The 23,454-nt window shown below is 71.7% G+C and carries 23 protein-coding genes; 13 read left to right on the forward strand and 10 right to left on the reverse strand.

Features of this window, described 5'->3' with window-relative positions:
* Positions 1–22: 22 nt before the first annotated feature.
* From sdhA to IF17_RS0102465, 7 genes are all read left to right on the forward strand, one after another.
* The gene (sdhA, locus tag IF17_RS0102435; protein WP_030561661.1) at positions 23–1,777 is read left to right on the forward strand and encodes a succinate dehydrogenase flavoprotein subunit; all 1,755 of its coding nucleotides are present in this window, start codon (positions 23–25) and stop codon (positions 1,775–1,777) included.
* Entirely contained in the window at positions 1,777–2,553 is a 777-nt protein-coding gene (locus tag IF17_RS0102440) for a succinate dehydrogenase iron-sulfur subunit (RefSeq protein WP_030561663.1), read from the forward strand. Before sdhA ends, IF17_RS0102440 begins: the two co-directional genes overlap by 1 nt.
* Positions 2,554–2,688: 135 nt before the next feature.
* Positions 2,689–3,315, forward strand: a complete 627-nt coding sequence (locus IF17_RS0102445; RefSeq protein ID WP_030561664.1) for a hypothetical protein — start codon at positions 2,689–2,691, stop codon at positions 3,313–3,315.
* A gap of 16 nt (positions 3,316–3,331) precedes the next feature.
* A complete protein-coding gene (locus tag IF17_RS0102450) occupies positions 3,332–4,126 on the forward strand; it encodes a hypothetical protein (RefSeq protein WP_030561665.1) in 795 nt (264 codons plus the stop codon).
* Positions 4,127–4,225: 99 nt separating this feature from the next.
* A complete protein-coding gene (locus IF17_RS0102455; RefSeq protein WP_018510468.1) occupies positions 4,226–4,666 on the forward strand; it encodes a hypothetical protein in 441 nt (146 codons plus the stop codon).
* A complete protein-coding gene (locus IF17_RS0102460; RefSeq protein ID WP_078615778.1) occupies positions 4,663–5,094 on the forward strand; it encodes a thiol-disulfide oxidoreductase DCC family protein in 432 nt (143 codons plus the stop codon). Before IF17_RS0102455 ends, IF17_RS0102460 begins: the two co-directional genes overlap by 4 nt.
* 10 nt (positions 5,095–5,104) lie before the next feature.
* Entirely contained in the window at positions 5,105–5,899 is a 795-nt protein-coding gene (locus tag IF17_RS0102465; RefSeq protein ID WP_030561667.1) for a TetR/AcrR family transcriptional regulator, read from the forward strand.
* Between the two features lie 39 nt (positions 5,900–5,938).
* Here IF17_RS0102465 and IF17_RS0102470 read toward each other — a convergent pair whose 3' ends face one another.
* The 3 genes from IF17_RS0102470 to IF17_RS1000000139585 form a co-directional block, all read right to left on the reverse strand.
* Positions 5,939–7,492, reverse strand: a complete 1,554-nt coding sequence (locus IF17_RS0102470) for an ABC transporter substrate-binding protein (RefSeq protein WP_030561668.1) — start codon at positions 7,490–7,492, stop codon at positions 5,939–5,941.
* A 301-nt stretch (positions 7,493–7,793) separates the two neighbouring features.
* The gene (locus IF17_RS0102475) at positions 7,794–9,227 is read right to left on the reverse strand and encodes a metallophosphoesterase (protein ID WP_030561669.1); all 1,434 of its coding nucleotides are present in this window, start codon (positions 9,225–9,227) and stop codon (positions 7,794–7,796) included.
* 33 nt (positions 9,228–9,260) lie between these two features.
* Positions 9,261–9,506, reverse strand: a complete 246-nt coding sequence (locus IF17_RS1000000139585) for an SCO4848 family membrane protein (protein ID WP_030561670.1) — start codon at positions 9,504–9,506, stop codon at positions 9,261–9,263.
* 133 nt (positions 9,507–9,639) lie between these two features.
* Here IF17_RS1000000139585 and IF17_RS0102485 point away from each other — a divergent pair, with 133 nt between their 5' ends.
* Positions 9,640–11,076 (forward strand): D-alanyl-D-alanine carboxypeptidase family protein, encoded by a 1,437-nt coding sequence (locus tag IF17_RS0102485; RefSeq protein ID WP_030561671.1) that lies wholly within the window; start codon positions 9,640–9,642, stop codon positions 11,074–11,076.
* Here IF17_RS0102485 and IF17_RS0102490 read toward each other — a convergent pair.
* Entirely contained in the window at positions 11,073–12,020 is a 948-nt protein-coding gene (locus IF17_RS0102490) for a YihY/virulence factor BrkB family protein (protein ID WP_030561672.1), read from the reverse strand. The genes IF17_RS0102485 and IF17_RS0102490 overlap by 4 nt on opposite strands.
* Positions 12,021–12,206: 186 nt before the next feature.
* Here IF17_RS0102490 and dprE1 point away from each other — a divergent pair, with 186 nt between their 5' ends.
* A complete protein-coding gene (dprE1, locus tag IF17_RS0102495; protein ID WP_030561673.1) occupies positions 12,207–13,565 on the forward strand; it encodes an FAD-binding oxidoreductase in 1,359 nt (452 codons plus the stop codon).
* 40 nt (positions 13,566–13,605) lie between these two features.
* Positions 13,606–14,361 carry a decaprenylphospho-beta-D-erythro-pentofuranosid-2-ulose 2-reductase gene (gene dprE2, locus IF17_RS0102500; protein WP_030561674.1) on the forward strand — a complete coding sequence of 252 codons (756 nt, stop codon included), beginning with the start codon at positions 13,606–13,608 and terminating at the stop codon, positions 14,359–14,361.
* 34 nt (positions 14,362–14,395) lie between these two features.
* On the opposite strand, the gene IF17_RS0102505 is transcribed toward dprE2, so the two are convergent.
* Positions 14,396–14,986 (reverse strand): 2'-5' RNA ligase family protein, encoded by a 591-nt coding sequence (locus tag IF17_RS0102505; protein ID WP_030561675.1) that lies wholly within the window; start codon positions 14,984–14,986, stop codon positions 14,396–14,398.
* A 102-nt stretch (positions 14,987–15,088) separates the two neighbouring features.
* A complete protein-coding gene (trpS, locus tag IF17_RS0102510; RefSeq protein ID WP_030561676.1) occupies positions 15,089–16,081 on the reverse strand; it encodes a tryptophan--tRNA ligase in 993 nt (330 codons plus the stop codon).
* 392 nt (positions 16,082–16,473) lie between these two features.
* Between trpS and rocD the strand changes: the two genes are divergently transcribed.
* Positions 16,474–17,679, forward strand: a complete 1,206-nt coding sequence (rocD, locus tag IF17_RS0102515) for an ornithine--oxo-acid transaminase (protein ID WP_030561677.1) — start codon at positions 16,474–16,476, stop codon at positions 17,677–17,679.
* Positions 17,680–17,729: 50 nt separating this feature from the next.
* Here the strand turns inward: rocD and IF17_RS0102520 are convergent, their stop codons facing one another.
* Complete coding sequence (locus IF17_RS0102520; protein WP_030561678.1) at positions 17,730–18,917, reverse strand: glutathionylspermidine synthase family protein; 1,188 nt, start codon at positions 18,915–18,917, stop codon at positions 17,730–17,732.
* A gap of 5 nt (positions 18,918–18,922) precedes the next feature.
* Entirely contained in the window at positions 18,923–19,225 is a 303-nt protein-coding gene (locus IF17_RS0102525) for a hypothetical protein (RefSeq protein ID WP_030561680.1), read from the reverse strand.
* Positions 19,226–19,362: 137 nt separating this feature from the next.
* Between IF17_RS0102525 and IF17_RS0102530 the strand changes: the two genes are divergently transcribed.
* A complete protein-coding gene (locus tag IF17_RS0102530; protein ID WP_030561682.1) occupies positions 19,363–20,208 on the forward strand; it encodes a DMT family protein in 846 nt (281 codons plus the stop codon).
* A 30-nt stretch (positions 20,209–20,238) separates the two neighbouring features.
* Here the strand turns inward: IF17_RS0102530 and pdxR are convergent, their stop codons facing one another.
* Complete coding sequence (pdxR, locus tag IF17_RS0102535; protein WP_030561684.1) at positions 20,239–21,642, reverse strand: MocR-like pyridoxine biosynthesis transcription factor PdxR; 1,404 nt, start codon at positions 21,640–21,642, stop codon at positions 20,239–20,241.
* A gap of 47 nt (positions 21,643–21,689) precedes the next feature.
* Between pdxR and IF17_RS0102540 the strand changes: the two genes are divergently transcribed.
* Positions 21,690–22,205, forward strand: coding sequence for a carboxymuconolactone decarboxylase family protein (locus IF17_RS0102540; RefSeq protein WP_030561686.1), 516 nt, complete (start codon positions 21,690–21,692; stop codon positions 22,203–22,205).
* Positions 22,206–22,274: 69 nt separating this feature from the next.
* Here IF17_RS0102540 and IF17_RS0102545 read toward each other — a convergent pair whose 3' ends face one another.
* A complete protein-coding gene (locus tag IF17_RS0102545; RefSeq protein WP_030561688.1) occupies positions 22,275–23,264 on the reverse strand; it encodes a malate dehydrogenase in 990 nt (329 codons plus the stop codon).
* Positions 23,265–23,454: the final 190 nt, after the last annotated feature.

A 23,454-nucleotide genomic window follows, 5' to 3' on the forward strand; every position in this document is an offset into this window, starting at 1 on the left:
ACAGAGGGACCAGAGGAAAACCATGCAGATCCACAAGTACGACACCGTCATCGTCGGCGCCGGCGGCGCCGGCATGCGCGCGGCCATCGAGTCGACCAAGCGCAGCCGTACCGCCGTGCTGACGAAGCTCTACCCCACCCGCTCCCACACGGGCGCCGCGCAGGGCGGCATGGCCGCCGCGCTCGCCAACGTGGAGGAGGACAACTGGGAGTGGCACACCTTCGACACGATCAAGGGCGGCGACTACCTGGTCGACCAGGACGCCGCCGAGATCCTCGCGAAGGAGGCCATCGACGCCGTCCTCGACCTGGAGAAGATGGGCCTGCCGTTCGGCCGCACGCCCGAGGGCAGGATCGACCAGCGGCGCTTCGGTGGTCACACCCGTAGCCATGGTGAGGCCCCGGTCCGTCGCGCCTGCTACTCCGGCGACCGCACCGGCCACATGATCCTCCAGACGCTGTACCAGAACTGCGTCAAGGAGGGCGTGGAGTTCTTCAACGAGTTCTACGTCCTGGACCAGCTGATCACCGAGGTCGACGGGGTAAAGAAGTCCGCCGGCGTCGTCGCGTTCGAGCTGGCCACCGGCGAGATCCACGTCTTCCAGGCGAAGTCGGTCATCTACGCCTCCGGCGGCACCGGCAAGTTCTTCAAGGTGACGTCGAACGCGCACACCCTGACCGGTGACGGCCAGGCCGCCTGCTACCGGCGCGGTCTGCCGCTGGAGGACATGGAGTTCTTCCAGTTCCACCCGACGGGCATCTGGCGCATGGGCATCCTGCTGACGGAGGGCGCCCGTGGTGAGGGCGGCATCCTCCGCAACAAGGACGGCGAGCGCTTCATGGAGAAGTACGCGCCCGTCATGAAGGACCTCGCGTCCCGTGACGTCGTGTCCCGCTCCATCTACACGGAGATCCGTGAGGGCCGCGGCTGCGGTCCCGCCGGCGACCACGTCTACCTGGACCTCACCCACTTGCCGCCGGAGCAGCTGGACGCCAAGCTCCCGGACATCACCGAGTTCGCGCGGACGTACCTCGGCATCGAGCCCTACACGGACCCGATCCCGATCCAGCCGACCGCGCACTACGCCATGGGCGGCATCCCGACCAACGTCGAGGGCGAGGTGCTGGCCGACAACACCACCGTCGTCCCGGGCCTGTACGCCGCCGGCGAGGTCGCCTGTGTCTCGGTGCACGGCGCCAACCGCCTCGGCACCAACTCGCTGCTCGACATCAACGTCTTCGGCAAGCGCTCCGGCATCGCCGCCGCCGAGTACGCGGTGAAGAACGACTTCGTCGAGCTTCCCGAGAACCCGGCCCAGCTCGTCGCCGACCAGGTGGAGCGGCTGCGCAACTCCACCGGCACCGAGCGGGTCGCGGAACTGCGCACGGAGCTGCAGGAGTGCATGGACGCCAACGTGATGGTGTTCCGCACCGAGCAGACCATCAAGACGGCGGTCGCCAAGATCGCCGAGCTGCGCGAGCGCTACCTGAACGTGTCCATCCAGGACAAGGGCAAGCGGTTCAACACCGACCTGCTGGAGGCCATCGAGCTGGGCAACCTGCTCGACCTGGCCGAGGTCATGGCGGTCTCCGCGCTCGCCCGCAAGGAGTCCCGCGGCGGTCACTACCGCGAGGACTACCCCAACCGCGACGACGTCAACTTCATGCGCCACACCATGGCGTACCGCGAGGTGGCCGCCGACGGCGCCGAGTCGATCCGGCTCGACTACAAGCCGGTCGTGACGACCCGCTACCAGCCGATGGAGCGTAAGTACTGATGGCTACCCCCACCCTGGACAAGACCGACGGGACCGCGAAGCCCGAAGCCGGCTTCGCCGACTCCCCGTTCATCACGGCCACGTTCCGCATCCGCCGCTTCAACCCCGAGGTGTCGGACGAGGTCCAGTGGCAGGACTTCCAGATCGAGATCGACCCGAAGGAGCGTGTCCTCGACGCCCTTCACAAGATCAAGTGGGAGCTCGACGGAACCCTGACGTTCCGCCGTTCCTGCGCGCACGGCATCTGCGGTTCCGACGCGATGCGGATCAACGGCAAGAACAGGCTCGCCTGCAAGACGCTGATCAAGGACATCAACCCGGAGAAGCCGATCATGGTGGAGGCCATCAAGGGCCTCACGGTCCTCAAGGACCTCGTGGTCGACATGGACCCGTTCTTCCAGGCGTACCACGACGTCATGCCCTTCCTCATCACCAAGGGGAACGAGCCGACCCGCGAGCGCCTGCAGTCCCCCGAGGACCGCGAGCGGTTCGACGACACCACCAAGTGCATCCTGTGCGCCGCGTGCACGTCCTCGTGCCCGGTGTTCTGGAACGACGGCCAGTACTTCGGCCCCGCGGCGATCGTCAACGCGCACCGCTTCATCTTCGACTCGCGCGACGAGGCCGGCGAGCAGCGGCTGGAGATCCTCAACGACCGTGACGGCGTGTGGCGCTGCCGCACCACGTTCAACTGCACGGACGCCTGCCCCCGTGGCATCGAGGTCACCAAGGCGATCCAGGAGGTGAAGCGCGCGCTCATCACGCGTCGCTTCTGATCCCAGCGAGGGCCTGCACGGGCCCCGGCCGCCTCGGTCGTGACGACCGAGGCGGCCGGGGCCCGTTGCTGCGTCCGGGCGATACGGGCGGTACGGTCGTGCGGAGCTGAACACACGCAGAGAACGGGGATCCCCATGAGCGAGCCGACTCCTTCACCTGGCGACGCCTACAAGTGGGGTCCTCCCCAGCAGCAGCCCGGCCACCCGCAGCACCCCGGCCACCCGCCGACGATCGCCGAGGGCCAGGCGTACGGATATCCGCCGCCGGGCGGTGCGCCCGCGTACGGCTACCCGCAGCCGCTGCCCGAGTCGGCGACCCAGCCAGGGCCCGGGTACGGGTATCCGCACCCGGGGCAGCCGACGATGCCCGGCCAGTACCTCCCCGTACCGCAGGGCGTGCCCGCGCCCGGTCAGGGCGGGGTCCCGGTGCTGTCGATCGGTGACATCACGGTCATGAGCGATGCGATCGTCACCCCTTCGGGGACGATGCCGCTCAAGGGCGCGGTCTGGACGGCGACCGACATGTCGCGTACCGAGGAGAAGATCCCGGCGCACGCGATCGTGCTGGCGATCGTCTTCGCCCTGTTCTGCCTGATCGGCCTGCTGTTCCTGCTGATGAAGGAGAAGCGGACCGTCGGGTTCATCCAGGTCACGGTCACCAGCGGCGGCCGCCACCACGGCACGATGATCCCCGCGACGGGCCCGCACACCTTCCCCGCCGTGATGGGCCAGGTCAACCAGGCCCGCTCGATGAGCGCCTGAGCACCGGGCCGGCGTCATGGCACGTTTCGAGCACACGGTCACCGTCGCCGCCCTGGACCGCCACTGGTTCGAGGAGGCCGCCGGGCATGCGGTGGACCTCTTCGACGCCTCCCGGGAGCAGGACGGCGCGATCCTGCTGCCCGACGGGCGCCCGATACACGGCCTCCGGCTGCTGAAGGGGCGTCATCTGCAGTCGGGGGCGTGGTACGGGGAAGATCCCGAGGGAAAGGCCGGGGAGGACGCCCCGGAAGCCGCCCCGGAAGCCGCCGTCCTGCGTGAGTGGCGGCCCTCCCGCACCGTCGAGGTGGAGAGCCGCGTGGCGGAGGAGGGCATGTCCCTGCGGGTCGGGGTGCGGCTGCGCGAGCCCCGTACGCCCAAGGCGCTGGAGGTGTCCCTCGACGGGCACAACCCGCAGGGCGGTTCGCTGTACCGCTTCTCGGGCCGCGCCAGGGCCGACCTGCACGCCTGGTGGGCGGCGCTGGACCGGCCCTCCTCGGCGCCGCCGGCCGCCCGCGCCCCGGTCGTCGGCACGGCGAAGCACCGGCTGGGCAAGGCCCGGCTGACAGTGACCCCGCGCCCGGCCGAGGACGGCACCTGGCGGGTCTCCGTCGTGCTGAGCGTGCGCGGGCGGTGGCTGCTGCGGCCGGTCGCGGCGGTGGGGCTGCTCCTCGCCCGGAGGCCGGTCGAGCGGGGCTTCCGGGAGGGCGTGGACGGCGCTGCCGAGGAGTGGGCCGAGCTGCTGGCGGAGCTGCCGTCGCTGCACGGTGAGGCGCTGCGCGCGGAGATCGCGGACGCGCTGACCACTCCCTGATCGATCCCTGACTCGCGAACCCCTTCTTGAACATGTTCAAGAAGGGGTCTACAGTCATGCCCAAGAGCAGTTTTGAACGCGTTCAAAGGAGGGTGGGGCATGGACCTCACTGTTGTCGCGTACGTCCTCTACCTGCTGATCAGCGTGGCGCTCACCGTCTGGGTCGCCCGCACCCTCAGCCGTAACGGGCGGGTCTTCCTCGCCGACGTACTGCACGGGAACGAGAAGCTCGCCGAAGCCGTCAACCACCTGCTGGTGGTGGGCTTCTACCTGGTCAACCTCGGGTTCGTCACGCTCTACCTGAAGAACGCCGACGGGGTGGCGAACGCCCGCGAGCTGTTCGAGGCGCTCTCGGTGAAGGTCGGCGTGGTCCTGCTGGTCCTCGGCGTCATGCACCTGGGCAATGTGTACGTGCTCAGCCGCATCCGCCGCCGCAGCGCGCTGGAGCGCGAGCAGACCCCGCCCGTCGCCCCGCAGGGCTGGACCAAGCCGGGGCCCACGGGCCCGTGGGCCGCGCCCGCCCCGACGCCGGGGCAGTGAGCCCGGTGACCGCCGCCGCTCCCGTCCGCCGGCTCACCGTGCTCTACGACGCGCAGTGCCCGCTCTGCACCCACCTGCGGCACTGGCTCGGCCGCCAGCGCCAGCTGGTCCCGCTGGACCTCGTACCGGCCGGATCGGCCGAGGCGCGGCGGCGGTTCCCGGAGCTGGACCCCGCCGCCACCTACGCGGAGATCACCGTGGTGGGCGACCTGGGGCAGGTCTACCAGGGGACGTCGGCCTGGATCGTCTGCCTGTGGGCGCTGGCGAAGTACCGCTCGAAGGCCCACTGGCTGACCACCCCGGCCGGAGCGCCCTTCGCCCGGGGGACCGTGCTCGCCGCGGCGAAGTACCGGTCGGTCACGGCTCCGCGGTGCGGGCCGCAGCAGGCGTGCCCCGTACCGCCGGGTGGTCAGTGGGCTCCCCGATAGTGTGGGGGCCGTGGTGAAGGAAGAGAAGAACGTGCAGGAGAACGGGGCCGCGAAGCCCGCCAAGGCAGCCAAGGCCGCATCGTCCGGCAAGGCCGCGAAGAGCGAGCAGACCCGCACGCTGATTCTCGAGACGGCGCTCCGGCTCTTCGCCGAGCGGGGCTACGACAAGACGACGATGCGGGCGATCGCGCAGGAGGCGGGCGTCTCCACCGGGAACGCCTACTACTACTTCTCCTCCAAGGAGCACCTGGTCCAGGGCTTCTACGACCGCATCGCCGGTGAGCACGCGGCGGCGGTGCGGCCCGTCCTCACCGACGAGGCGGAGCTGGCCGACCGGATCCGGGGGGTGCTGCTGACCTGGCTGGACGTGGCGGAGCCGTACCACCGGTTCGCCGCCCAGTTCTTCAAGAACGCCGCCGACCCGGAGAGCCCGCTCTCCCCGTTCTCCGACGAGTCGGTGGCGGCCCGGGCGGCGGCGATCTCCATCCACCGGGAGACCCTCGCCGGTTCGAGCACCAAGAGCGATCCCGAACTGGCGCCGCTGCTGCCCGAGTTGCTCTGGCTGATGCAGATGGGCCTGGTGCTGTTCTGGGTGTACGACCGTTCCCCGGGCGCGGAGCGCAGCCGGCGGCTCGTCGAGCGCACCGCGCCGATCGCCGCACGGGCGATCGGGCTCTCCCGCTTCCGCGTGCTGCGACCGCTCGTACGGCAGGTTCACGCGCTGCTGGTGGAGTTCATGCCGGGTGCGTCGGCCGGGACCGAGCCCCGGCCGGCCGCGGCTCCGGCCGGCCGGCCGACGGGCTGACCGACGACGTCCCGGCCGGGGAGGCCGGGACGACGCCCGTCAGATCCAGCTGAGTTCCCACAGGCGCCAGAAGCCGGTGCCGTCGGAGAGGTACTGGGAGCCGGCGACGTCCGTCTTGGCGACGACGTAGTCCTTCTTCTGCCAGAGCGGCAGCAGCGGCACGTCCTCGCCGACCAGCTTCTGCATCTCCTTGAAGTCGTTGGAGGTGCGGCCGCGGTCGCTGAACTGCTGCGTGGCGGCGATCAGCCGGTCCATCTTCTTGCTGGAGTAGCCGCTGTGCAGGACGTTGCCGGTGCCGACGAGCGGCTGGCTGAAGGTGTCGGGGTCCGGGAAGTCCGGGAACCAGCCGACGGTGTACATGTCGTACTCCCCGGCCGCGTAGCCCTTCTGGTACTTCGTCCACTCCACGGCCTTGACCGAGACCTTGAACAGCCCGTCCTTCTGGAGCTGGCGCCGGAGCTCGGCGGTCTCCTTGGTGTACATGTCGCCCTCGCGGTAGGCGAAGTTGACCGGGACCGGGGTCTCGACGCCGGCCTCCGCCAGCAGCTTCTTGGCCCGCTCCGGGTCGGAGGTGGGGTAGGCGTCGAAGAAGGGGGTGCTGTGCCCGATGTAGCCGGTGGGGATCAGCGAGTACAGCGGCTCGACCGTGCCCTGGTAGACCTTGCTGACCAGCGGGCCCCGGTCCAGGAGCGCGGCGACGGCCTGGCGGACCTTCTTCTCGCCGAACGGCGAGCTCTCCCGGGTGTTGAAGATGATGTTGCGGATCTCGGCACTGGCCGCCTCGGTCACCCGCAGCTCCGGGTCGCCCTCGTCCAGCTCGGCGAGCTTGGAGGCGGGCAGCTGGCGGTGGGCGATGTCCACGTCACCGTTGTTCCAGGCGGTCGCCAGGTCCTCGGACGCCTTGAAGTAGCGGATGTTGACCGCTTCGCCGATCTTCTTGAGCGCACCCTTGTACTTCAGGTTCGGCACCAGCTCGGCGCGGTTGTCCGGCTCGTACGACTTGAGGACGTACGGTCCGGAGCCGTCGACCTGGTTGCCCTTGCGGAGTTCGTCCTTGGGGTACTTGGTCGGGTCGACGATCGCCGCGGCGCCGGTGGCGAGCTTCTGCGGGAAGGTCGCGTCCTTGCCGGAGAGGTTGAACGTGATCGTGCGGCCCTCGGTCGACACCGAGTCGAGCGTGGGGAAGAGACCCGCGGGGCCGACGTCCGACTTGATCGTGAAGATCCGGTCGAAGGAGTACTTGACGTCCTCGGCGGTGATCTTCCGGCCGTTGGAGAAGACCAGGTCGTCCCGGAGCTTGCACTGGTACGTCTGGAGCTTCTGCCCGACGAACGCGCAGCTCTCCGCGGCGTCCGGCTCCGGCACGATGGCCCCGGGCTTGAAGGTCATCAGCGACTGGTAGATGTTGCTGTAGATCGCCCAGGAGCCCGCGTCGTACGCACCGGCCGGGTCCAGGGAGGAGACGACGTCCGATGTCCCGACGGTGATCGCGTCGGCCTTCGCCTCCCCCGACGGGAGCAGTTGCCAGGCGCCGACGCCTGCGATGACCAAAACCGCGAAAATCGCGAGAATCCGTACCCGGACCGACCGCATTGCCGTGCTCTCCCTTACCAGCCCCACCACGGCAGTTGCGCTCAGACACGCACACTGCCGCACGTTCGCGCTTACCCAATCACACGATTTTCACATCTGGAAGAGTAAATGGGGCGCTCACAGCCTTTTGTTGGACACGTTCCACGCAGCGTGTCCGAAAAGGCCGTTTCCCGCCTCCGACCTGCGGGTTTCCGTAGCTGAGGGTGACGTTACGGTGCGGTTTTGTTGAAGATCGCATGATCGCAACCGCAACGTCCGCAGAGGCGGGAGGCGGGCCTCGGGCCAGGTTTCCGAGTGCGTTTCAGGCCTGGCGCGAGGCGAGTTCGACGACGGTGATGTCGGCGGGGGCGCCGACCCGGACCGGCGGGCCCCAGGCGCCCGCACCGCGCGAGACGAACAACTGCGTGTCGCCGTACTGTTCGAGCCCGGCGACGGTCGGGTTGGCCAGCTCGGCGAGGTAGTTCCCCGGCCAGAGCTGTCCGCCGTGGGTGTGGCCGGAGAGCTGGAGGTCGACACCGTGCTCGACGGCGTCGTGGATGACGACGGGCTGGTGGGCGAGGAGGACGGCGGCGCGGCCGCGGTCCCGGTCGCCGAGCGCGCGGACGAAGTCGGGGCCCTGGCCCTCGGTCTCCCCCGCGATGTCGTTGACCCCGGCGAGGTCGAACCCGCCCATCTCCACCCGGGCGTTCTCCAGCGGGATCAGCCCCAGTTCGCGGACGTGGTTCACCCACTCCTCCGCACCGGAGAAGTACTCGTGGTTGCCGGTGACGAAGAAGCTGCCGTGCCGGGCCCGCAGACCGGCCAGCGGTTCGGCGGCGGAGCCGAGGTCGGCCACGGAGCCGTCGACCAGGTCACCGACGACGGCGACGAGGTCGGGCGAGGTGGAGTTGATGGTGTCGACGATGCGCCGGGTGTGGGCGCGGCCGAGGATCGGGCCGATGTGGATGTCGCTGACGACGGCGATCCGGAAGCCGTGGGCGGCGCGGGGCAGCTTGGCGAGCGGCACGGTGATGCGCTTGACGCTCGGCCCGCGCAGCACGTTGGCGGTCCCGTATCCGACGGTGGCGAGCCCGGCGGCGGCAGCGGCGCCGCCGACGACCCGGGAGACGAAGAGGCGGCGGGAGGGGTGGGCGAGGCCGGTGGCGGAGGCGGGGGCGGCCGGGTCTGCTTCCGCCGGTTCCGTTTCGGCCGGTGCGGCTGGTGCTGCCTGTTCCGTATCGCGTACCGCTTCCGCTTCCGGTTCGGCGGCCGGTGCGGTCGCCGGGGCCGGGTCGGCCGAGGTGGAGGGGCAGCTCCGGCCCGCCGGGACGAGTTCCTCCGTACGGGGACGGGTTCCGCTCGTGGTCGCGGGGAGGGTTCCGTCCACCGCCGTTCCGGAGGTTCCGGTTCCGGCTGTGGCACGGGCCGCGGCGGCCGCGTCGCGCCGGGCGAGCACCCGGGTCAGCAGCGGGCGGACGACCTCGCCCACGAGCAGGGCCAGCGTCAGGTACATCAGGCAGGCCAGCCACAGGAACCCCGGCCAGGCGAGCACCTGCTGGAGCCAGAAGGGCGCGCCGATCCGGCCGGAGGTCATGGCGCCGAGGCTCAGCAGGGGCAGCACGAAGGCGGCGACGGTGCCCACCGTGCGCAACGTGCTGCCGGGTGCCGTCGTGTCACCGACGAACCGGCGCCACACATAGCGGTGCACGCTCGCGAGCAGCGCCAGCACCACGAGCGCCACCAGGACGAAGACCACTGCTGCCATCCGCGCTTCCCTACGTTCCTGTTCTCATGCGCGCTCGTCGCGCAAAGCCCGGACACCACGCAACCCGATCGCGCCGACCACCGTCCCCAGAGACAAGGACGTGATGGCGAGCAGCAGGTGCACCCAGAAGTAGCCGGTCGGCTCACCCGCGTCGTCGAACGCGAGCCCACTGCCGTCCTGCCACAGGTTCTTGACGAAAGAGATCCAGATGAACCAGCTCCACACCCCGAAGACGAGCAGGAACCAGGAGACGGGGCGGCTGAGCTTCATGGGTCCAGTATCGCCGCCGCCCTCCGGGCCCCTCGTCCGGGGTGGCGTCCGAAAGGGGCAGTCCCGGCCATCCCTCCGGCGGGTCAGCCGGTCCGGGTCCTCATCCACATCTTCGCCCTGTACGTTTTCGACCGTGCCAGCTCTGAAAAAGATCGCTTTGACGGTCATCTCCGCCGCCCTGCTGTCCGGTCTTGCGCTCACCCCCGCGTTCGCGGCCGACAAGGACAAGAAGGACGACAAGCAGCCCAAGCCGCCGAGCACGATGTCGAGCCTGGGCGGGGAGCAGCTCGCCAAGACGGGTGCCCAGGTCAACCTGGGTCCCGGCGCACCGGTGCTGCCGAAGAAGCTGTCCGGCCGCTCCTGGGTCGTCGCGGACGCGGAGAGCGGCGACATCCTGGCCGCGCACAACGCGCACTGGCGGCTGCCTCCCGCCTCCACCCTGAAGATGCTGTTCGCGGACACGGTCCTGCCCGCGCTCCAGCCCACCTCCCTGACCCACAGGGTGAAGGAGAGCGAGCTGGCGGGGGTCGGCGAGGGCAGCAGCCTGGTGGGCATCAAGGAGGACCACACGTACACGGTCCACGACCTGTGGCTCGGCGTCTTCCTGCGGTCGGGCAACGACGCGGTGCACGTGCTGTCGGAGATGTACGGGGGGGTCCCCGCGACCGTCACGGCGATGCAGAAGCACGCCGAGGAGCTCCAGGCGCTGGACACCACGGTCGTCTCGCCGGACGGGTACGACGCGCCGGGCCAGGTCTCCAGCGCCTACGACCTGACGCTGATCGCCCGCAGCGGGATGCAGAAGAAGGACTTCCGCGAGTACGCGGCGACCGCGTCCGCCGACTTCCCCGGTGAGAAGAAAGGGAGGAAGCGCGAGAGCTTCGAGATCCAGAACACCAACCGGCTGATCACCGGGGACATCGGGGTGGACCCGTACAAGGGCATCGCGGGCGTCAAGAACGGCTACACGACCCACGCGGGCAACACCTTCACCGGTGTCGCCGAGCGCAACGGCCGGGTGCTGCTGGTCACGGTCATGAACCCGTCGGCGGAGGAGAGCCACGCCGTCTACAAGGAGGCCGCCCACCTCCTGGACTGGGGCTTCGCCGCGAGCGGGAAGGTGACCCCGGTCGGACAACTGGTGCCGCCGAAGTCGGTGGACACCGGGAACGCGAACGGTGGCAAGGGCGCCCAGCCGGCCGCCGGGGCGGACCAGGGCTCGGGCGGCCAGGCGAAGGCCGCGCACGCGGCAACGGCCTCACGGGGCTCCGGCGGGGCCGGGATCGCGCTGGCGGTCATCGGCGGCGTGCTGGTGGTCCTGGCGTGCGCGGTGTTCCTGGTGAACCGGCGGTGGCCGGTGCCGGGGCTGAGCCGCCGTGCACCGGGCTCGGCCGATGCGACCGAGTCCGGCACGCCGGCCGAGGCCACGGAGCCCGCTGAGCCGGCAGGGCCCCGCAAGCCCGCCGAGGCCGCCGACTCCGCCCAGCCCGCCGAAGCCGCTGAGCCCACCGGGCCGAAGGCTTCGGTCCAGGCGACCGAAGCGACCGGCCCGGCCGAGAAGAAGTCCTAGGCGCGGGTGGAGCCGCCCGGCGCCGCTGCGCCGGCGGCCTCCCCCGACCCGGCCTCCGGCGCGTCCTCCGCCCGGCCCTCGCCCAGCTCCTCCTCCTTGGACCCGGTCGCGGTCCACGAGGCGCAGAACAGCAGCAGCTTGGCGGAGAAGTTGATCCACAGGAGCAGCGCGATCGGCACGCCGAACGCGCCGTACATGCTCTTGCCCGCGACCCCCTTCATATAGCTGCCGAGCAGCAGCTTGAGCAGCTCGAAGCCGACCGCGCCGATCAGGGCCGCGACCACGAGCCGGCGCCGGGGCGGCTCCACCCCGGGCAGCAGCGACAGCAGATAGAGGATCAGCAGGAAGTCGGCGAGGACCGCCACCGCCAGGGCGGCGATCTGGAGCAGGATGCCGCCCACGCCGCCGTGGGAGATGCCGAGCCGGTCGGCGCTCCAGCCGACGGCCGTCGTCCCTACGGTGGAGACCGCGAGGGTGGCGAGCGCCGCGCCCCCGAGGCCGACCAGCAGCACGGCGTCCTTGAGCTTGGCGACGACCGGGTTGGCCTCCTGGACGTCGTCCAGCTCCCAGACCGCGCGCAGGCACTCCCGCATCGAGCCGATCCAGCCGACACCCGTGAACAGCAGCAGCGCACCGGCCACCAGACCGACCGTGCCCGCGTTGGCGACCAGGGTGTCGATGCCGAGCTGGTCGGAGATGCCCGGCACCTGCTCGGCGAGCTTGTCCTTGATGGTGTCCAGCTGCTTGTCGCTCAGCAGCGCGGCCGCGATCGCCGCGCCGACCGCGATCAGCGGGAAGAGCGCCAGGAAGCTGATGAAGGTGATCGCGGCGGCGAGCCTGGCCCAGTGGACCTTCTCCAGCCGCTCGTAGGAGCGCCAGGCGTGCGTCTCCATCAGCCGGGAGACGAGCGGCCCGACGACGGGGAGTTTCTTGAGCCAGTCCATGAACGTACGCGTACCCTTCCGCGCCCGGAAAACCTGCGGGTCGCACCGAGGACTCTTCCGGACGCGTCCGGAAGGCCTACCCCTCGTCCTGGTGACACGCGATCCATCACCCATTCCGGTGAGTGCTGTAACAAAGGTGACGAATGGGTTTTCCCGGACGATACGCCCGGGGCTACGGTCACGGGCATGTCCGTCGACACGGTGTCCTTGACCGGCTGGGGCCGCACCGCCCCGACCACCGCCGTACGGTTTCGCCCCCGTACGTACGAGGAGGCGGCTGCCGTGGTCCGCGGCCGCGGGCCCCGGGGCGCCCTGGCCCGGGGGCTCGGGCGGGCGCCCGGTGACGCGGCGCAGAACGCGGGCGGCTCGGTGCTCGACATGACCGGCCTGGACCGGGTCCGCGCCCTGGACGAGGAGGCGGCGACGGTCCGCTGCGACGCGGGGGTGACCCTGGACCGGCTGCTGCGGATCCTGCTGTCGCGCGGCCTGTTCCTGCCGGTCGTGCCCGGGACCGGCAGGATCACGGTGGGCGGCGCGATCGGCTCCGACGTGCACGGCCAGGACCACCCGGGGGCCGGTTCGCTCGCCCGGCACGTGGACGCACTCGAGCTCCTCACCGCCGACGGCGAGGTGCGTACGGTGACGCCGGGCACCGCCCTCTTCGACGCGACCACCGGCGGCCTGGGGCTGACCGGGGTGATCCTCTCCGCCGCCCTCCGGCTGAAGCGCGTGACCACCCCGCTGGTCTCCGTCTCCACCGAGCGGGCCACGGACCTGGACGACCTGCTGGCCCGCTTCACGGCGGCCGGGAGTGATCGGTCGCCGTACGCCTCCGCCTGGATCGACCTGCTCGCCCGGGGCCGGGCGACCGGACGCGGGGTCCTCACCCGAGGGGAGCACGCGCCCTCTTCCGTACTACCGGCGCACGCCCGGCGCACGATGCGCGCCCCGCGCACGGTCGAGCCGGACCGCCGCCCCACCGGGCCGCTCCTCCCCGGAGGGCTGCTGGGCCGGACCGCCACCGCCCTCCTCAACGAGGTCCGCTACCGGAGTGCGCCCCGCGCCCGGACCGGCGAGCTACGCACCACCGCCGCCTTCTTCCACGCCTCGGATGCGCTCCCCGACGCGAACCGGCTGTACGGCCGCGCCGGGCTCGTGCGCTACCGGTTCACCGTCGGGTACGGGCAGGAGGAGACGCTGCACCGCGTCGTGCGGCGGATCTCGGCGCGGCGCTGCCCCGCGTTCCGGGCCGAACTCCAGCGGTTCGGCGCCGCGGGCGCGGGCCTGCTGTCGTTCCCGGCGCCCGGCTGGACGCTCGCCGTCGACCTGCCCGCCGCCCTGCCCGGCCTCGCCCGCTTCCTGGACGGCCTCGACGACGAGGTGGCGGCCGCCGGCGGCCGGGTCTGCCTGGCGCAGGACGCGCGGATGCGGCCGGAGACGGCGGCCGCGATGTACCCGGGGCTCGGCGCGTTCCGGGAGCTGCGGGCGGAGCTGGACCCGACGGGGGCGTTCCGCTCGGACCTGGCCCGCCGGCTCGCCCTGTGACGTACCCACCTCGCCTCCACCCCTTGAACAGGAGTGTTCCGTGAAGGACGCCTTCGGTGCCCCGCAGTCCCTGCTCGTCCTCGGCGGCACCTCCGAGATCGCCCTCGCCACCGCGCGCCGCCTGATCGCCCTGCGCACCCGCCGGGTCTGGCTGGCGGGCCGCCCCTCCCCCGCCCTGGACGCGGCCGCCGTCGAACTGCGCGACCGGGGCGCCGACGTCCGTACGGTCGCCTTCGACGCGCTGGACCCCGGCGCGCACGAGGAGGTGCTGGGCAAGGTCTTCGCGGAGGGCGACATCGATGTGGTGCTGATGGCGTTCGGGATCGCCGGGGACCAGGCGCGCGACGAGGAGGAACCGCTGGCCGCCGTCCGGGTCGCCCAGACCAACTACACCGGGGCGGTCTCCGCCGGGCTGGTGTGCGCGGGCGCACTCCAGGCGCAGGGGCACGGTTCGCTGGTGGTGCTGTCCTCGGTCGCCGGGGAGCGCGCCCGGCGGGCCGACTTCATCTACGGCTCCAGCAAGGCAGGGCTCGACACCTTCGCCCAGGGGCTCGGGGACGCGCTCCAGGGCACCGGCGTACAGGTGATGGTCGTGCGCCCCGGCCCCGTACGGACCCGGGCCCTGGCCGGGCGGCCGGAGCAACCGCTCTCCACCACCCCGGAGGCGGTCGCCGGGGCGATCGTGACGGGGCTGCGGCGACGCTCGGAGACGGTGTGGGTGCCCGGTTCGCTGCGGGTGGTGATGTCGGCGCTGCGGCACGCGCCACGCCCGCTGTTCCGCCGTCTGCCGCTGTGATCACCGGCAGACGGGGTCGGACCGGCAGCAGGGGTCAAGGGCGAAGGGACGGCGCGTCGACCGAGTAGCCGCCCTGGGCCGGGACGGCGGGGGTGCCTCCGCCGGAGCCGAACGGGAAGTCCCGGAGCTTGCGCCAGACGGCGTCCGCGCCCTGTTCGTACAGGGCGAAGGAACCGCAGGTCCAGGCCGCCTCGTAGTCGGCGAGCTCCGCGTACGCCCGGTCCATCGCCTCTTCGGAGATGCCGTGCGCCACGGTGACGTGCGGGTGGTACGGGAACTGGAGCTCCCGCACCAGCGGCCCCGAGGCGTCCCGGACCCGCTTCTGGAGCCAGGAGCAGGCCGAGGCGCCCTCCACGACCTGGACGAAGACCACCGGCGAGAGCGGCCGGAATGTGCCGGTGCCGGAGAGCCGCATCGGGAAGGGGCGGCCGGCCGTGGCGATCTTGTCGAGGTGCGCCTCGATCGCCGGCAGGTCGGCCGCCTCCGCCTCGGTCGGCGGCATGAGGGTGACATGGGTGGGAATGCCGTACGCGGCAGGGTCCCCGAAGCCGGCGCGCCGCTCCTGGAGCAGGCTGCCGTAGGGCTCCGGGACCGCGATCGAAACGCCGAGCGTTACGGTCCCCACGTCGTTCTCCTCAATCGTCGATGGTCGGTTTCCGGCCTTGCGCCGCGACCTGCCGCCGCAAGTGTGGCCCCTGGGGCCGTGATCTCGCCAGAGTCCTTGGACTCAGTGCTTCGCGGGCAGGAAGCCCATCCGGTCGTACGTCTGCGCCAGGGTCTCGGCGGCGACGGCCCTGGCCTTCTCCGCTCCCTTGGCCAGGATGGAGTCCAGCGTCTCCGGGTCGTCCAGATATTCCTGGGTGCGGAGCTGGAAGGGGGTGACGAATTCCACCATGGCCTCGGCCAGGTCGGTCTTCAGTGCCCCGTACCCCTTGCCCGCGTACTTCCCCTCCAGATCCTCGATCGTGCTGCCGGAGAGGGTGGAGAGGATCGTGAGCAGGTTGCTGACGCCCGGCTTCTTCTCCTCGTCGAAGCGGATCACCGTGTCGGTGTCGGTGACCGCGCTCTTGACCTTCTTGGCCGTGGCCTTCGGGTCGTCGAGGAGGTTGATGAGCCCCTTCGGCGTGGAGGCCGACTTGCTCATCTTGACCGCCGGGTCCTGGAGGTCGTAGATCTTCGCCGTCTCCTTGAGGATGTACGGCGCGGGGATGGTGAACGTCTGTCCGAACCGGCCGTTGAACCGCTCCGCGAGATCGCGGGTCAGCTCGATGTGCTGGCGCTGGTCCTCGCCCACCGGGACCTGGTTGGCCTGGTAGAGGAGGATGTCGGCGACCTGGAGCACGGGGTAGGTGAAGAGACCGACGGTGGCGCGGTCGGCGCCCTGCTTGGCGGACTTGTCCTTGAACTGCGTCATCCGGGAGGCCTCGCCGAAGCCGGTGAGGCAGTTCATCACCCAGCCGAGCTGCGCGTGCTCGGGCACATGGCTCTGGACGAAGAGCGTGCACCGCTCGGGGTCCAGACCGGCCGCGAGGAGCTGCGCCACGGCGAGCCGGGTGTTGGCCCGCAGCTCGGCGGGGTCCTGCGGCACCGTGATCGCGTGCAGGTCCACGACCATGTAGAAGGCGTCGTGCGTCTCCTGGAGCGCCACCCACTGGCGCACCGCGCCCAGGTAGTTGCCGAGGTGGAACGAGCCGGCGGTGGGCTGGATCCCGGAGAGCACACGGGGCCGGGCGGGCGCGCCGGTGCGGCCCGTCTGCGGCTGGTCGGTGGAGAGCGCGGAACGATCAGAGGCCATGGGCCCATTGTCTCAGGTGCGGGGGCGATCCCCGGCAGCCGGTGCGGGGCGCAGCGGGGGCGCACCCGCTCGGGTGCCGGTCCGCTCACGCCCCGGGAGCGCGGACCTGAGACGAAGCGCACATTCCGGCCGCCGGAGCGCGCGCGGGCGGGCGCGAGGGTGGGCACGGGAGACGTACGCGGGCGGGCGCGAGGGTGGGCACGGGAGAAGCGCGCGGGCGGGCGCGCCGGAGAGTGCAGGTTTCCCTGCGCCGGATGCGACCGACGATACAAAGTGGGCACCACCCCCGCCCACGCCGTACGACGAACGGAGATCCCGTGTCTGCCACGGAAACCGCCATCGCCTCCGCCGAGGCGCACAGCGCGCACAACTACCACCCGTTGCCGGTCGTCGTGGCCTCGGCGGAGGGTGCCTGGATGACCGATGTCGAGGGGCGCCGCTACCTCGATCTGCTCGCCGGGTACTCGGCGCTCAACTTCGGTCACGGCAACCGCCGGCTGATCGACGCGGCCAGGGCCCAGCTGGAGCGGGTGACGCTGACCTCCCGGGCCTTCCACCACGACCGGTTCGCCGACTTCTGTACGGAGCTGGCCGCGCTGTGCGGCATGGAGATGGTGCTCCCGATGAACACCGGGGCGGAGGCGGTGGAGACGGCGGTGAAGACCGCCCGGAAGTGGGGCTACCGGGTCAAGGGCGTCCCGGACGGGATGGCGAAGATCATCGTGGCCTCGGACAACTTCCACGGCCGCACGACGACGATCATCAGCTTCTCCACGGACCCGGAGGCGAGGGCCGACTACGGCCCGTACACCCCGGGGTTCGAGATCGTGCCGTACGGGGATCTCACCGCGCTCCGGGAGGCGATGACGGAGAACACCGTGGCGGTGCTGATCGAGCCGATCCAGGGTGAGGCTGGCGTGCTGGTGCCGCGGGCCGGCTATCTGCCCGGGGTGCGGGAGCTGACGCGGGAGCGGAACGTGCTCTTCATCGCGGACGAGATCCAGTCGGGGCTGGGGCGTACCGGGAAGACGTTCGCGCTGGAGCACGAGGGCGTGGTCCCGGACATGTACGTGCTGGGCAAGGCGCTCGGCGGCGGGGTGGTGCCGGTGTCGGCCGTCGTCTCCTCGGCGGGCATCCTCGGGGTGTTCAAGCCGGGCGAGCACGGCTCCACCTTCGGCGGGAACCCGCTGGCGTGCGCGGTGGCGCTGGAGGTGATCGCGATGCTGCGGACCGGCGAGTACCAGGAGCGGGCCGCCGAGCTGGGCGACCATCTGCACCGGGAGCTGGGGCTGCTGGCCGGGGGCGGCGCGGTGGAGACCGTACGCGGCCGGGGGCTGTGGGCGGGCGTCGACATCGCGCCCGCCCTCGGCACCGGCCGGGAGATCTCGGAGCGGCTGATGGAGGAGCGGGTGCTGGTGAAGGACACCCACGGCTCGACGATCCGGATCGCGCCGCCGCTGGTGATCTCCAAGGAGGACCTGGACTGGGGGCTGGACCGGCTGCGGACGGTGCTCAGCGCCTGAGCCGCTCCCGTACAGGTCTCATCCCGTACAGGTCTCATCCCGTACAGGTCTCAGAGGATGACGTGGGGCAGGAAGCGGGCGTACTCGTCCGTGACCGGCCCCGCCGATTCCCGGATGCCGAGCCCCGCCGCCTCGTCCTGAACCACCCACGCCCCGAGCACCACCCGGTTGCCGTCGATGTCGGGCAGCGGCGCCAGCTCCTGGTAGCAGCACGGCTCCTCGCGGAGGACGGGCGGGGAGCCGGGCCCGTGCAGGTCGACCCCGGCGCCCTCGCGGCCCAGCAGCGGCTTGGAGACGTACCCCGCCCCGCCGGGCCCGGCCAGCTCGCGGGGGCCGTCGAGATAGGCGGGGAGCAGGTTCGGGTGGTCCGGGTACAGCTCCCACAGGATCGCGAGCAGCGCCTTGTTGGAGAGCAGCATCTTCCAGGCGGGCTCGATCCAGCAGGTGGTGCCGGAGCCGCCGCCGTTGTCGAGGGTGTCCAGCACCTGCGGCCCGAAGCGGTCCGTGGTCAGCCACTCCCAGGGGTAGAGCTTGAAGCAGCTGCGCAGGAACCGGAGCCGGTCGTCGACGAACCGCCCGCTCAGCCGGTCCCAGCCGATGTCCTCCACCGACAGGGCCTCCGTGTCGAGCCCGGCCTGCTGAGCGGTCTCGCGCAGGTACGCCACCGTCATCAGGTCCTCGCCGGCCTCGTCGCCCTCCGAGTGCGCGAAGTGCAGCGGGCCCGGCGGCAGCAGACGCGCCTGCCGCTTCCACGCGTCGACCAGCCGCTCGTGCAGCGAGTTCCACTGGTCGGCGCCGGGGAACCGCTCCTCCATCCAGAACCACTGCGGGCTCGCCGCCTCCACCAGGGAGGTCGGGGTGTCGGCGTTGTACTCCAGCATCTTCGCCGGACCGCTGCCGTCGTAGCGCAGGTCGAACCGCCCGTACAGGGAGGGCAGTTCGTCCCGGCGGCGCCAGGACTCGGCGACCAGGGAGGCCAGGCGCGGATCGGTGATGCCGAGCTCGGCGAAACGATCCTGCTCCACGATGTGCGCGGCGGCGGCCAGGCACATCGTGTGCAGCTCCTCCACGGTCTCCTCCAGCGCCTCCACCTCGGGCAGCGAGAAGACGTAGTAGGCGCTCTCGTCCCAGTAGGGGCGCAGCGAACCGTCGGGGTAGCGGGTGAGCGGATAGACGAGCCCCTGGGACTCGACGGTCTCCTGCCAGCCGGGGCGCGGCTCGATGGTGCGGCGCTCCACCGCGCTCAGCCCCCGCCCGACCTGGTGCAGCCGAAGCCGCCCCGGTCGACCGCCGACTTGTCGAAGCTGCCGCCCTGGACCTTGCCGTCGTAACTGCTGGTGGAGCCGCCGTAGTAGTACGAGCCCCGGCCGCCGCTTCCGCCGGAGCCGCCGCTGGAGCCCCGGCACTCGTAACTGGGCAGGGTTTCGCGGGTCGACCGGTCGGCGCAGCGCCGGTCCGGTTCCGATCCGCAGGATGTGATCGTCAGGGCGAGCAGCCCCATGCCGCCGAGCACGACCGTGCTCGACCTCAGCCTTCGCTTGGCCATGTTCGGTTCTCCCCCGTGCGCCGTGCTGGTCGTGCGCCGTACTGCTTGTCAGAATAGTTGTACGGTGCGCCGGTTCGGAAGCCGAAGGCGAGGGGCCGTCGCCCGCCGCCCGGTACATTCCCTTTGTGCTCCTGGGGATGATCTGCGCGCTCGGTGCCGCCCTCTGCTACGGGACGGCCTCCGTCCTCCAGGCGATCGCCGCACGGGCCGCCACCCGGCCCGGCTCCGGTGCGGGCGTGGACCCCGCGCTGCTGCTGCGGGCGGTGCGGCAGTGGCGTTACGTCGCCGGACTCGCCCTGGACGGCCTGGGCTTCGTGCTCCAGATCGTCGCCCTGCGCGCGCTGCCGATCTACGCCGTGGGGGCGGCGCTCGCCGCGTCGCTCGCGGTCACGGCGGTGGTCGCGGCCCGGCTGCTGGCGGTCCGGCTGAGCCCGACGGAGTGGGCGGCGGTGGCGGTGGTCTGCGCCGGGCTCGGGATGCTGGGGCTGGCCTCGGGCCAGGAGGGCGACCTGCCGGGCCCTTCGTTGCTGCCGTGGGCGGTTCCCGCCGCCGCGCTGGGGGTGCTGGTGCTGGGCGCGGTGGGCGGGCGGCTGCCGACGCGGGCGCGGTCGCTGGCGCTGGGCCTGGGGGCCGGGTTCGGCTTCGGGGTGGTGGAGGTGGCGGTGCGGCTGGTCGACGACGTGTCGCCGGGGGCGCTGGTGCGGAACCCGGCGGCGTACGGGCTGCTGCTGGGCGGGGCGGCGGCGTTCCTGCTGCTGACGTCGGCGCTGCAGAAGGGGTCGGTGACCACGGCGACGGCGGGGATGGTGCTCGGGGAGACGGTGGGCCCGGCGCTGGTGGGGGTGGTCTGGCTGGGCGACGGGACCCGGGCGGGGCTGGGGTGGCTGGCCGTCACCGGCTTCGTGGTGGCGGTGGCGGGGTCGCTGGCGCTGGCCCGGTTCGGTGAGGCGCCGGAGCCCGAGCCGGAGCAGCTGTCGCCGTAGCTGTAGCTGTAGCTGTAGCTGTAGGACCTGTTACGGCAGCACCCGGCACAGCGCGTCCAGCGCGCCCGCCCAGGCGCTCTCCGACGGTGAGCCGTAGCCGATCACCAGCGCGTCGCGGCCGGCCGGGGCGTCGGGGTGCCGGTAGGTGGCGAGGCCCTCAAGGCGCAGGCCCTGGAAGGCCGCCGCCTGGACCACCGAACGCTCGGTGCCCGGGGGGAGTTCGAGGACCGCGTGCAGCCCGGCCGCGATGCCGCTGACCTCGATGCCCGGCGCGCGTTCGGCGAGCGCCGCGACGAGCTGGTCGCGGCGGCGCCGGTAGCGCAGCCGCATGGAGCGCACATGCCGGTCGTACGCCCCCGAGGCGATGAACTCCGCGAGCGTCAGCTGGTCGAGGGTGCCGGACATCCAGTCCGACGGGCCCTTCGCCGCCAGGACCTCCGCCACCAGGCCCCGGGGCAGCACCATCCAGCCCAGGCGCAGGGCGGGGGCGAGCGACTTGGAGGCGGTGCCGAAATAGACGACCCGCTCGGGGTCGAGGCCCTGGAGGGCGCCCACAGGTTGCCTGTCGTACCGGAACTCCCCGTCGTAGTCGTCCTCCAGGACCAGCCCGCCGGTGGAGCGGGCCCAGTCGACGGCGGCGGCGCGCCGGTCCGGGTGGAGGGGCACGCCGGTGGGGAACTGGTGCGCCGGGGTGAGCAGGACCGCCCCCGTACCGCGCATCGCGGCCAGCTCCCCGGTCCGCGAGCCGAGGTGGTCCAGCTCCAGGCAGGGAGTGGCGAGACCGGTGGAGGTGATGAGGTCGCGGTGCAGGTCGAGCCCGTACGACTCGACGGCGAGCTCCCGCACCCGGCGGCCGCGCAGGACCGTGCCCAGCAGCATCAGCCCGTGGACGAAGCCGGAGCAGATCACGATGCGTTCCGGGTCGGCGTAGACCCCGCGCGAGCGGGCCAGGTACTCGGCCAGCACCGTGCGCAGTTCGACGCGCCCGCGCGGGTCGCCGTAGTCGAACACCTCGTCGGGCGCGGCGGTGAGCGCCTTGCGGGCGGCGCGGAGCCAGGCGGTGCGCGGGAAGGACGACACGTCCGGGGAGCCCGCCTTCAGGCTGTGGCCGGTACGCGGGCGGGCCGGCCGGGTGCGGGCCGCCACCGGGTCCGCCCGGCGGGGCGCGGACCGCTGCGCGACCCGGGTCCCCGAGCCCTGGCGGGCGGTGAGCCAGCCCTCGGCGACGAGTTCGGCGTAGGCGTCGGCGACCGTGTTGCGGGCGATGCCCAGGTCGGCGGCGAGCGCCCGGGAGGACGGCAGCCGGGTGCCGGGGGCCAGCCGCCCGCTGCGCACCGCCTCCCGCAGGGCCTCCATCAGCCCGCTCCGGAGCCCCGTACCGCCGACCGGTTCCAGGTGCAGGTCGGCGCCGAAAGTGGCCCAGGAATCCGTCATGGGAATGGACCATACCGGGGTGCCATCGGGGCCGTAGCGTCGTCCTCATGACCTCGACGCACGAACACCACCACGCACCGGCCGGCCTGTCCCCCGAGGAGCCGCCCCGGATCTCCGTCTCCCAGCTCCTCCCGGACGTCTACAAGGCGATGATCCGGCTCGACATCGCCGCCCGGAAGGGCCTGGACCCCGTCCTGGTCGAGCTGGTGAAGATCCGGGCCTCGCAGCTCAACCAGTGCGCGTTCTGCCTGGACATGCACAGCAAGGACGCGCTCGCGGCGGGCGAGTCCGTCGAGCGGATCGTCCAGCTCAGCGCCTGGCGGGAGTCGCGGCACTTCTACACGGAGAAGGAGCTGGCGGCGCTCGCCCTGACCGAGGCCGTCACGGTGCTCACCGACGGGTTCGTCCCGGACGAGGTGTACGCGGAGGCGGCCGGGCACTTCGAGGAGAACGAGCTGGCCCAGCTGATCGCCGCCATCACGGTGATCAACGCCTGGAACCGCTTCGGCGTCACCGGCCGGCTGACCCCCGGGCACTACACGCCGGGCGACTTCAAGAGCTGACCACGCGCGAGCGCCCCCGGCAGCGGATGCTGCCGGGGGCGCTCGACGTACCGCGGGTGCGGGTGCGGCTCAGATGAGGCCGAGCTCGCGGACCGCGTCGCGCTCCTCGGTGAGCTCCTGGACGGAGGCGTCGATGCGCTTGCGGGAGAACTCGTTGATGTCCAGGCCCTGGACGATCTCGTACTTGCCGTCCTTCGTGGTGACCGGGAAGGAGGAGATGATGCCCTCGGGGACGCCGTAGGAGCCGTCCGACGGGATGCCCATCGAGGTCCAGTCGCCGTCGGCGGTGCCGTTGACCCAGGTGTGCACGTGGTCGATGGCGGCGTTGGCGGCCGAGGCGGCGGAGGACGCGCCACGGGCCTCGATGATCGCGGCGCCGCGCTTGGCGACGGTCGGGATGAAGGTGTCGGCGAGCCACACCTCGTCGTTGACGGTCACGGCGGCGTTCTTGCCGGCGATCTCCGCGTGGAAGATGTCCGGGTACTGGGTGGCCGAGTGGTTGCCCCAGATCGTCAGCTTCTTGATGTCGGAGACGGCGGCGCCGGTCTTGGCGGCCAGCTGCGAGATCGCGCGGTTGTGGTCGAGGCGGGTCATCGCGGTGAAGCGCTCGGCCGGTACGTCCGGGGCGGCGGCCTGCGCGATGAGCGCGTTGGTGTTGGCCGGGTTGCCGACGACGAGGACCTTGATGTCGTCCGCGGCGTTGTCGTTGATGGCCTTGCCCTGCGGCTTGAAGATGCCGCCGTTGGCGGCGAGCAGGTCGCCGCGCTCCATGCCCTTGGTACGCGGGCGGGCGCCGACGAGCAGGGCCACGTTCGCACCGGCGAAGCCGACGTTCGGGTCGTCGGTGATCTCGATGCCGCGCAGCAGCGGGAAGGCGCAGTCGTCGAGCTCCATCGCGGTGCCCTCGGCGGCCTTGAGGCCCTGCGGGATCTCCAGGAGGCGCAGGTTGACCGGCACGTCCGGGCCGAGCAGGTGGCCGGAGGCGATGCGGAAGAGCAGCGCGTAGCCGATCTGGCCGGCAGCGCCGGTCACGGTGACATTCACGGGAGTGCGGGTCATGGCGGTCTCCGTTAGACAGCTGGCGGTGGGGGTCCCGGCCCCTGGTGCCGGACCCTGGTGCGGGAGACCCCTTCGCGCCCCGATGAATCGTCCGACGAAATCTTCCGACGAATCTTGACGTGAAGAGATATCCGGCGGCCAGGCTATCGGACCCGGACGGGGCGGACCGCCCGGCCCCCTGTGGCGCCGC

The sequence above is a fragment of the Streptomyces cyaneofuscatus genome (genome assembly GCF_000718135.1).
Classification (GTDB): domain Bacteria; phylum Actinomycetota; class Actinomycetes; order Streptomycetales; family Streptomycetaceae; genus Streptomyces; species Streptomyces cyaneofuscatus.

Bases quoted from the DNA above. Each gene is read 5' to 3' on its own strand.
- sdhA (WP_030561661.1), top strand. From the start codon at position 23: ATGCAGATCCACAAGTACGACACCGTCATCGTCGGCGCCGGCGGCGCC.
- IF17_RS0102440 (WP_030561663.1), top strand. From the start codon at position 1,777: ATGGCTACCCCCACCCTGGACAAGACCGACGGGACCGCGAAGCCCGAA.
- IF17_RS0102445 (WP_030561664.1), top strand. From the start codon at position 2,689: ATGAGCGAGCCGACTCCTTCACCTGGCGACGCCTACAAGTGGGGTCCT.
- IF17_RS0102450 (WP_030561665.1), top strand. From the start codon at position 3,332: ATGGCACGTTTCGAGCACACGGTCACCGTCGCCGCCCTGGACCGCCAC.
- IF17_RS0102455 (WP_018510468.1), top strand. From the start codon at position 4,226: ATGGACCTCACTGTTGTCGCGTACGTCCTCTACCTGCTGATCAGCGTG.
- IF17_RS0102470 (WP_030561668.1), bottom strand. From the start codon at position 7,492: ATGCGGTCGGTCCGGGTACGGATTCTCGCGATTTTCGCGGTTTTGGTC.
- IF17_RS1000000139585 (WP_030561670.1), bottom strand. From the start codon at position 9,506: ATGAAGCTCAGCCGCCCCGTCTCCTGGTTCCTGCTCGTCTTCGGGGTG.
- IF17_RS0102490 (WP_030561672.1), bottom strand. From the start codon at position 12,020: ATGGACTGGCTCAAGAAACTCCCCGTCGTCGGGCCGCTCGTCTCCCGG.
- dprE1 (WP_030561673.1), top strand. From the start codon at position 12,207: ATGTCCGTCGACACGGTGTCCTTGACCGGCTGGGGCCGCACCGCCCCG.
- IF17_RS0102525 (WP_030561680.1), bottom strand. From the start codon at position 19,225: ATGGCCAAGCGAAGGCTGAGGTCGAGCACGGTCGTGCTCGGCGGCATG.
- IF17_RS0102530 (WP_030561682.1), top strand. From the start codon at position 19,363: ATGATCTGCGCGCTCGGTGCCGCCCTCTGCTACGGGACGGCCTCCGTC.
- pdxR (WP_030561684.1), bottom strand. From the start codon at position 21,642: ATGACGGATTCCTGGGCCACTTTCGGCGCCGACCTGCACCTGGAACCG.
- IF17_RS0102540 (WP_030561686.1), top strand. From the start codon at position 21,690: ATGACCTCGACGCACGAACACCACCACGCACCGGCCGGCCTGTCCCCC.
- IF17_RS0102545 (WP_030561688.1), bottom strand. From the start codon at position 23,264: ATGACCCGCACTCCCGTGAATGTCACCGTGACCGGCGCTGCCGGCCAG.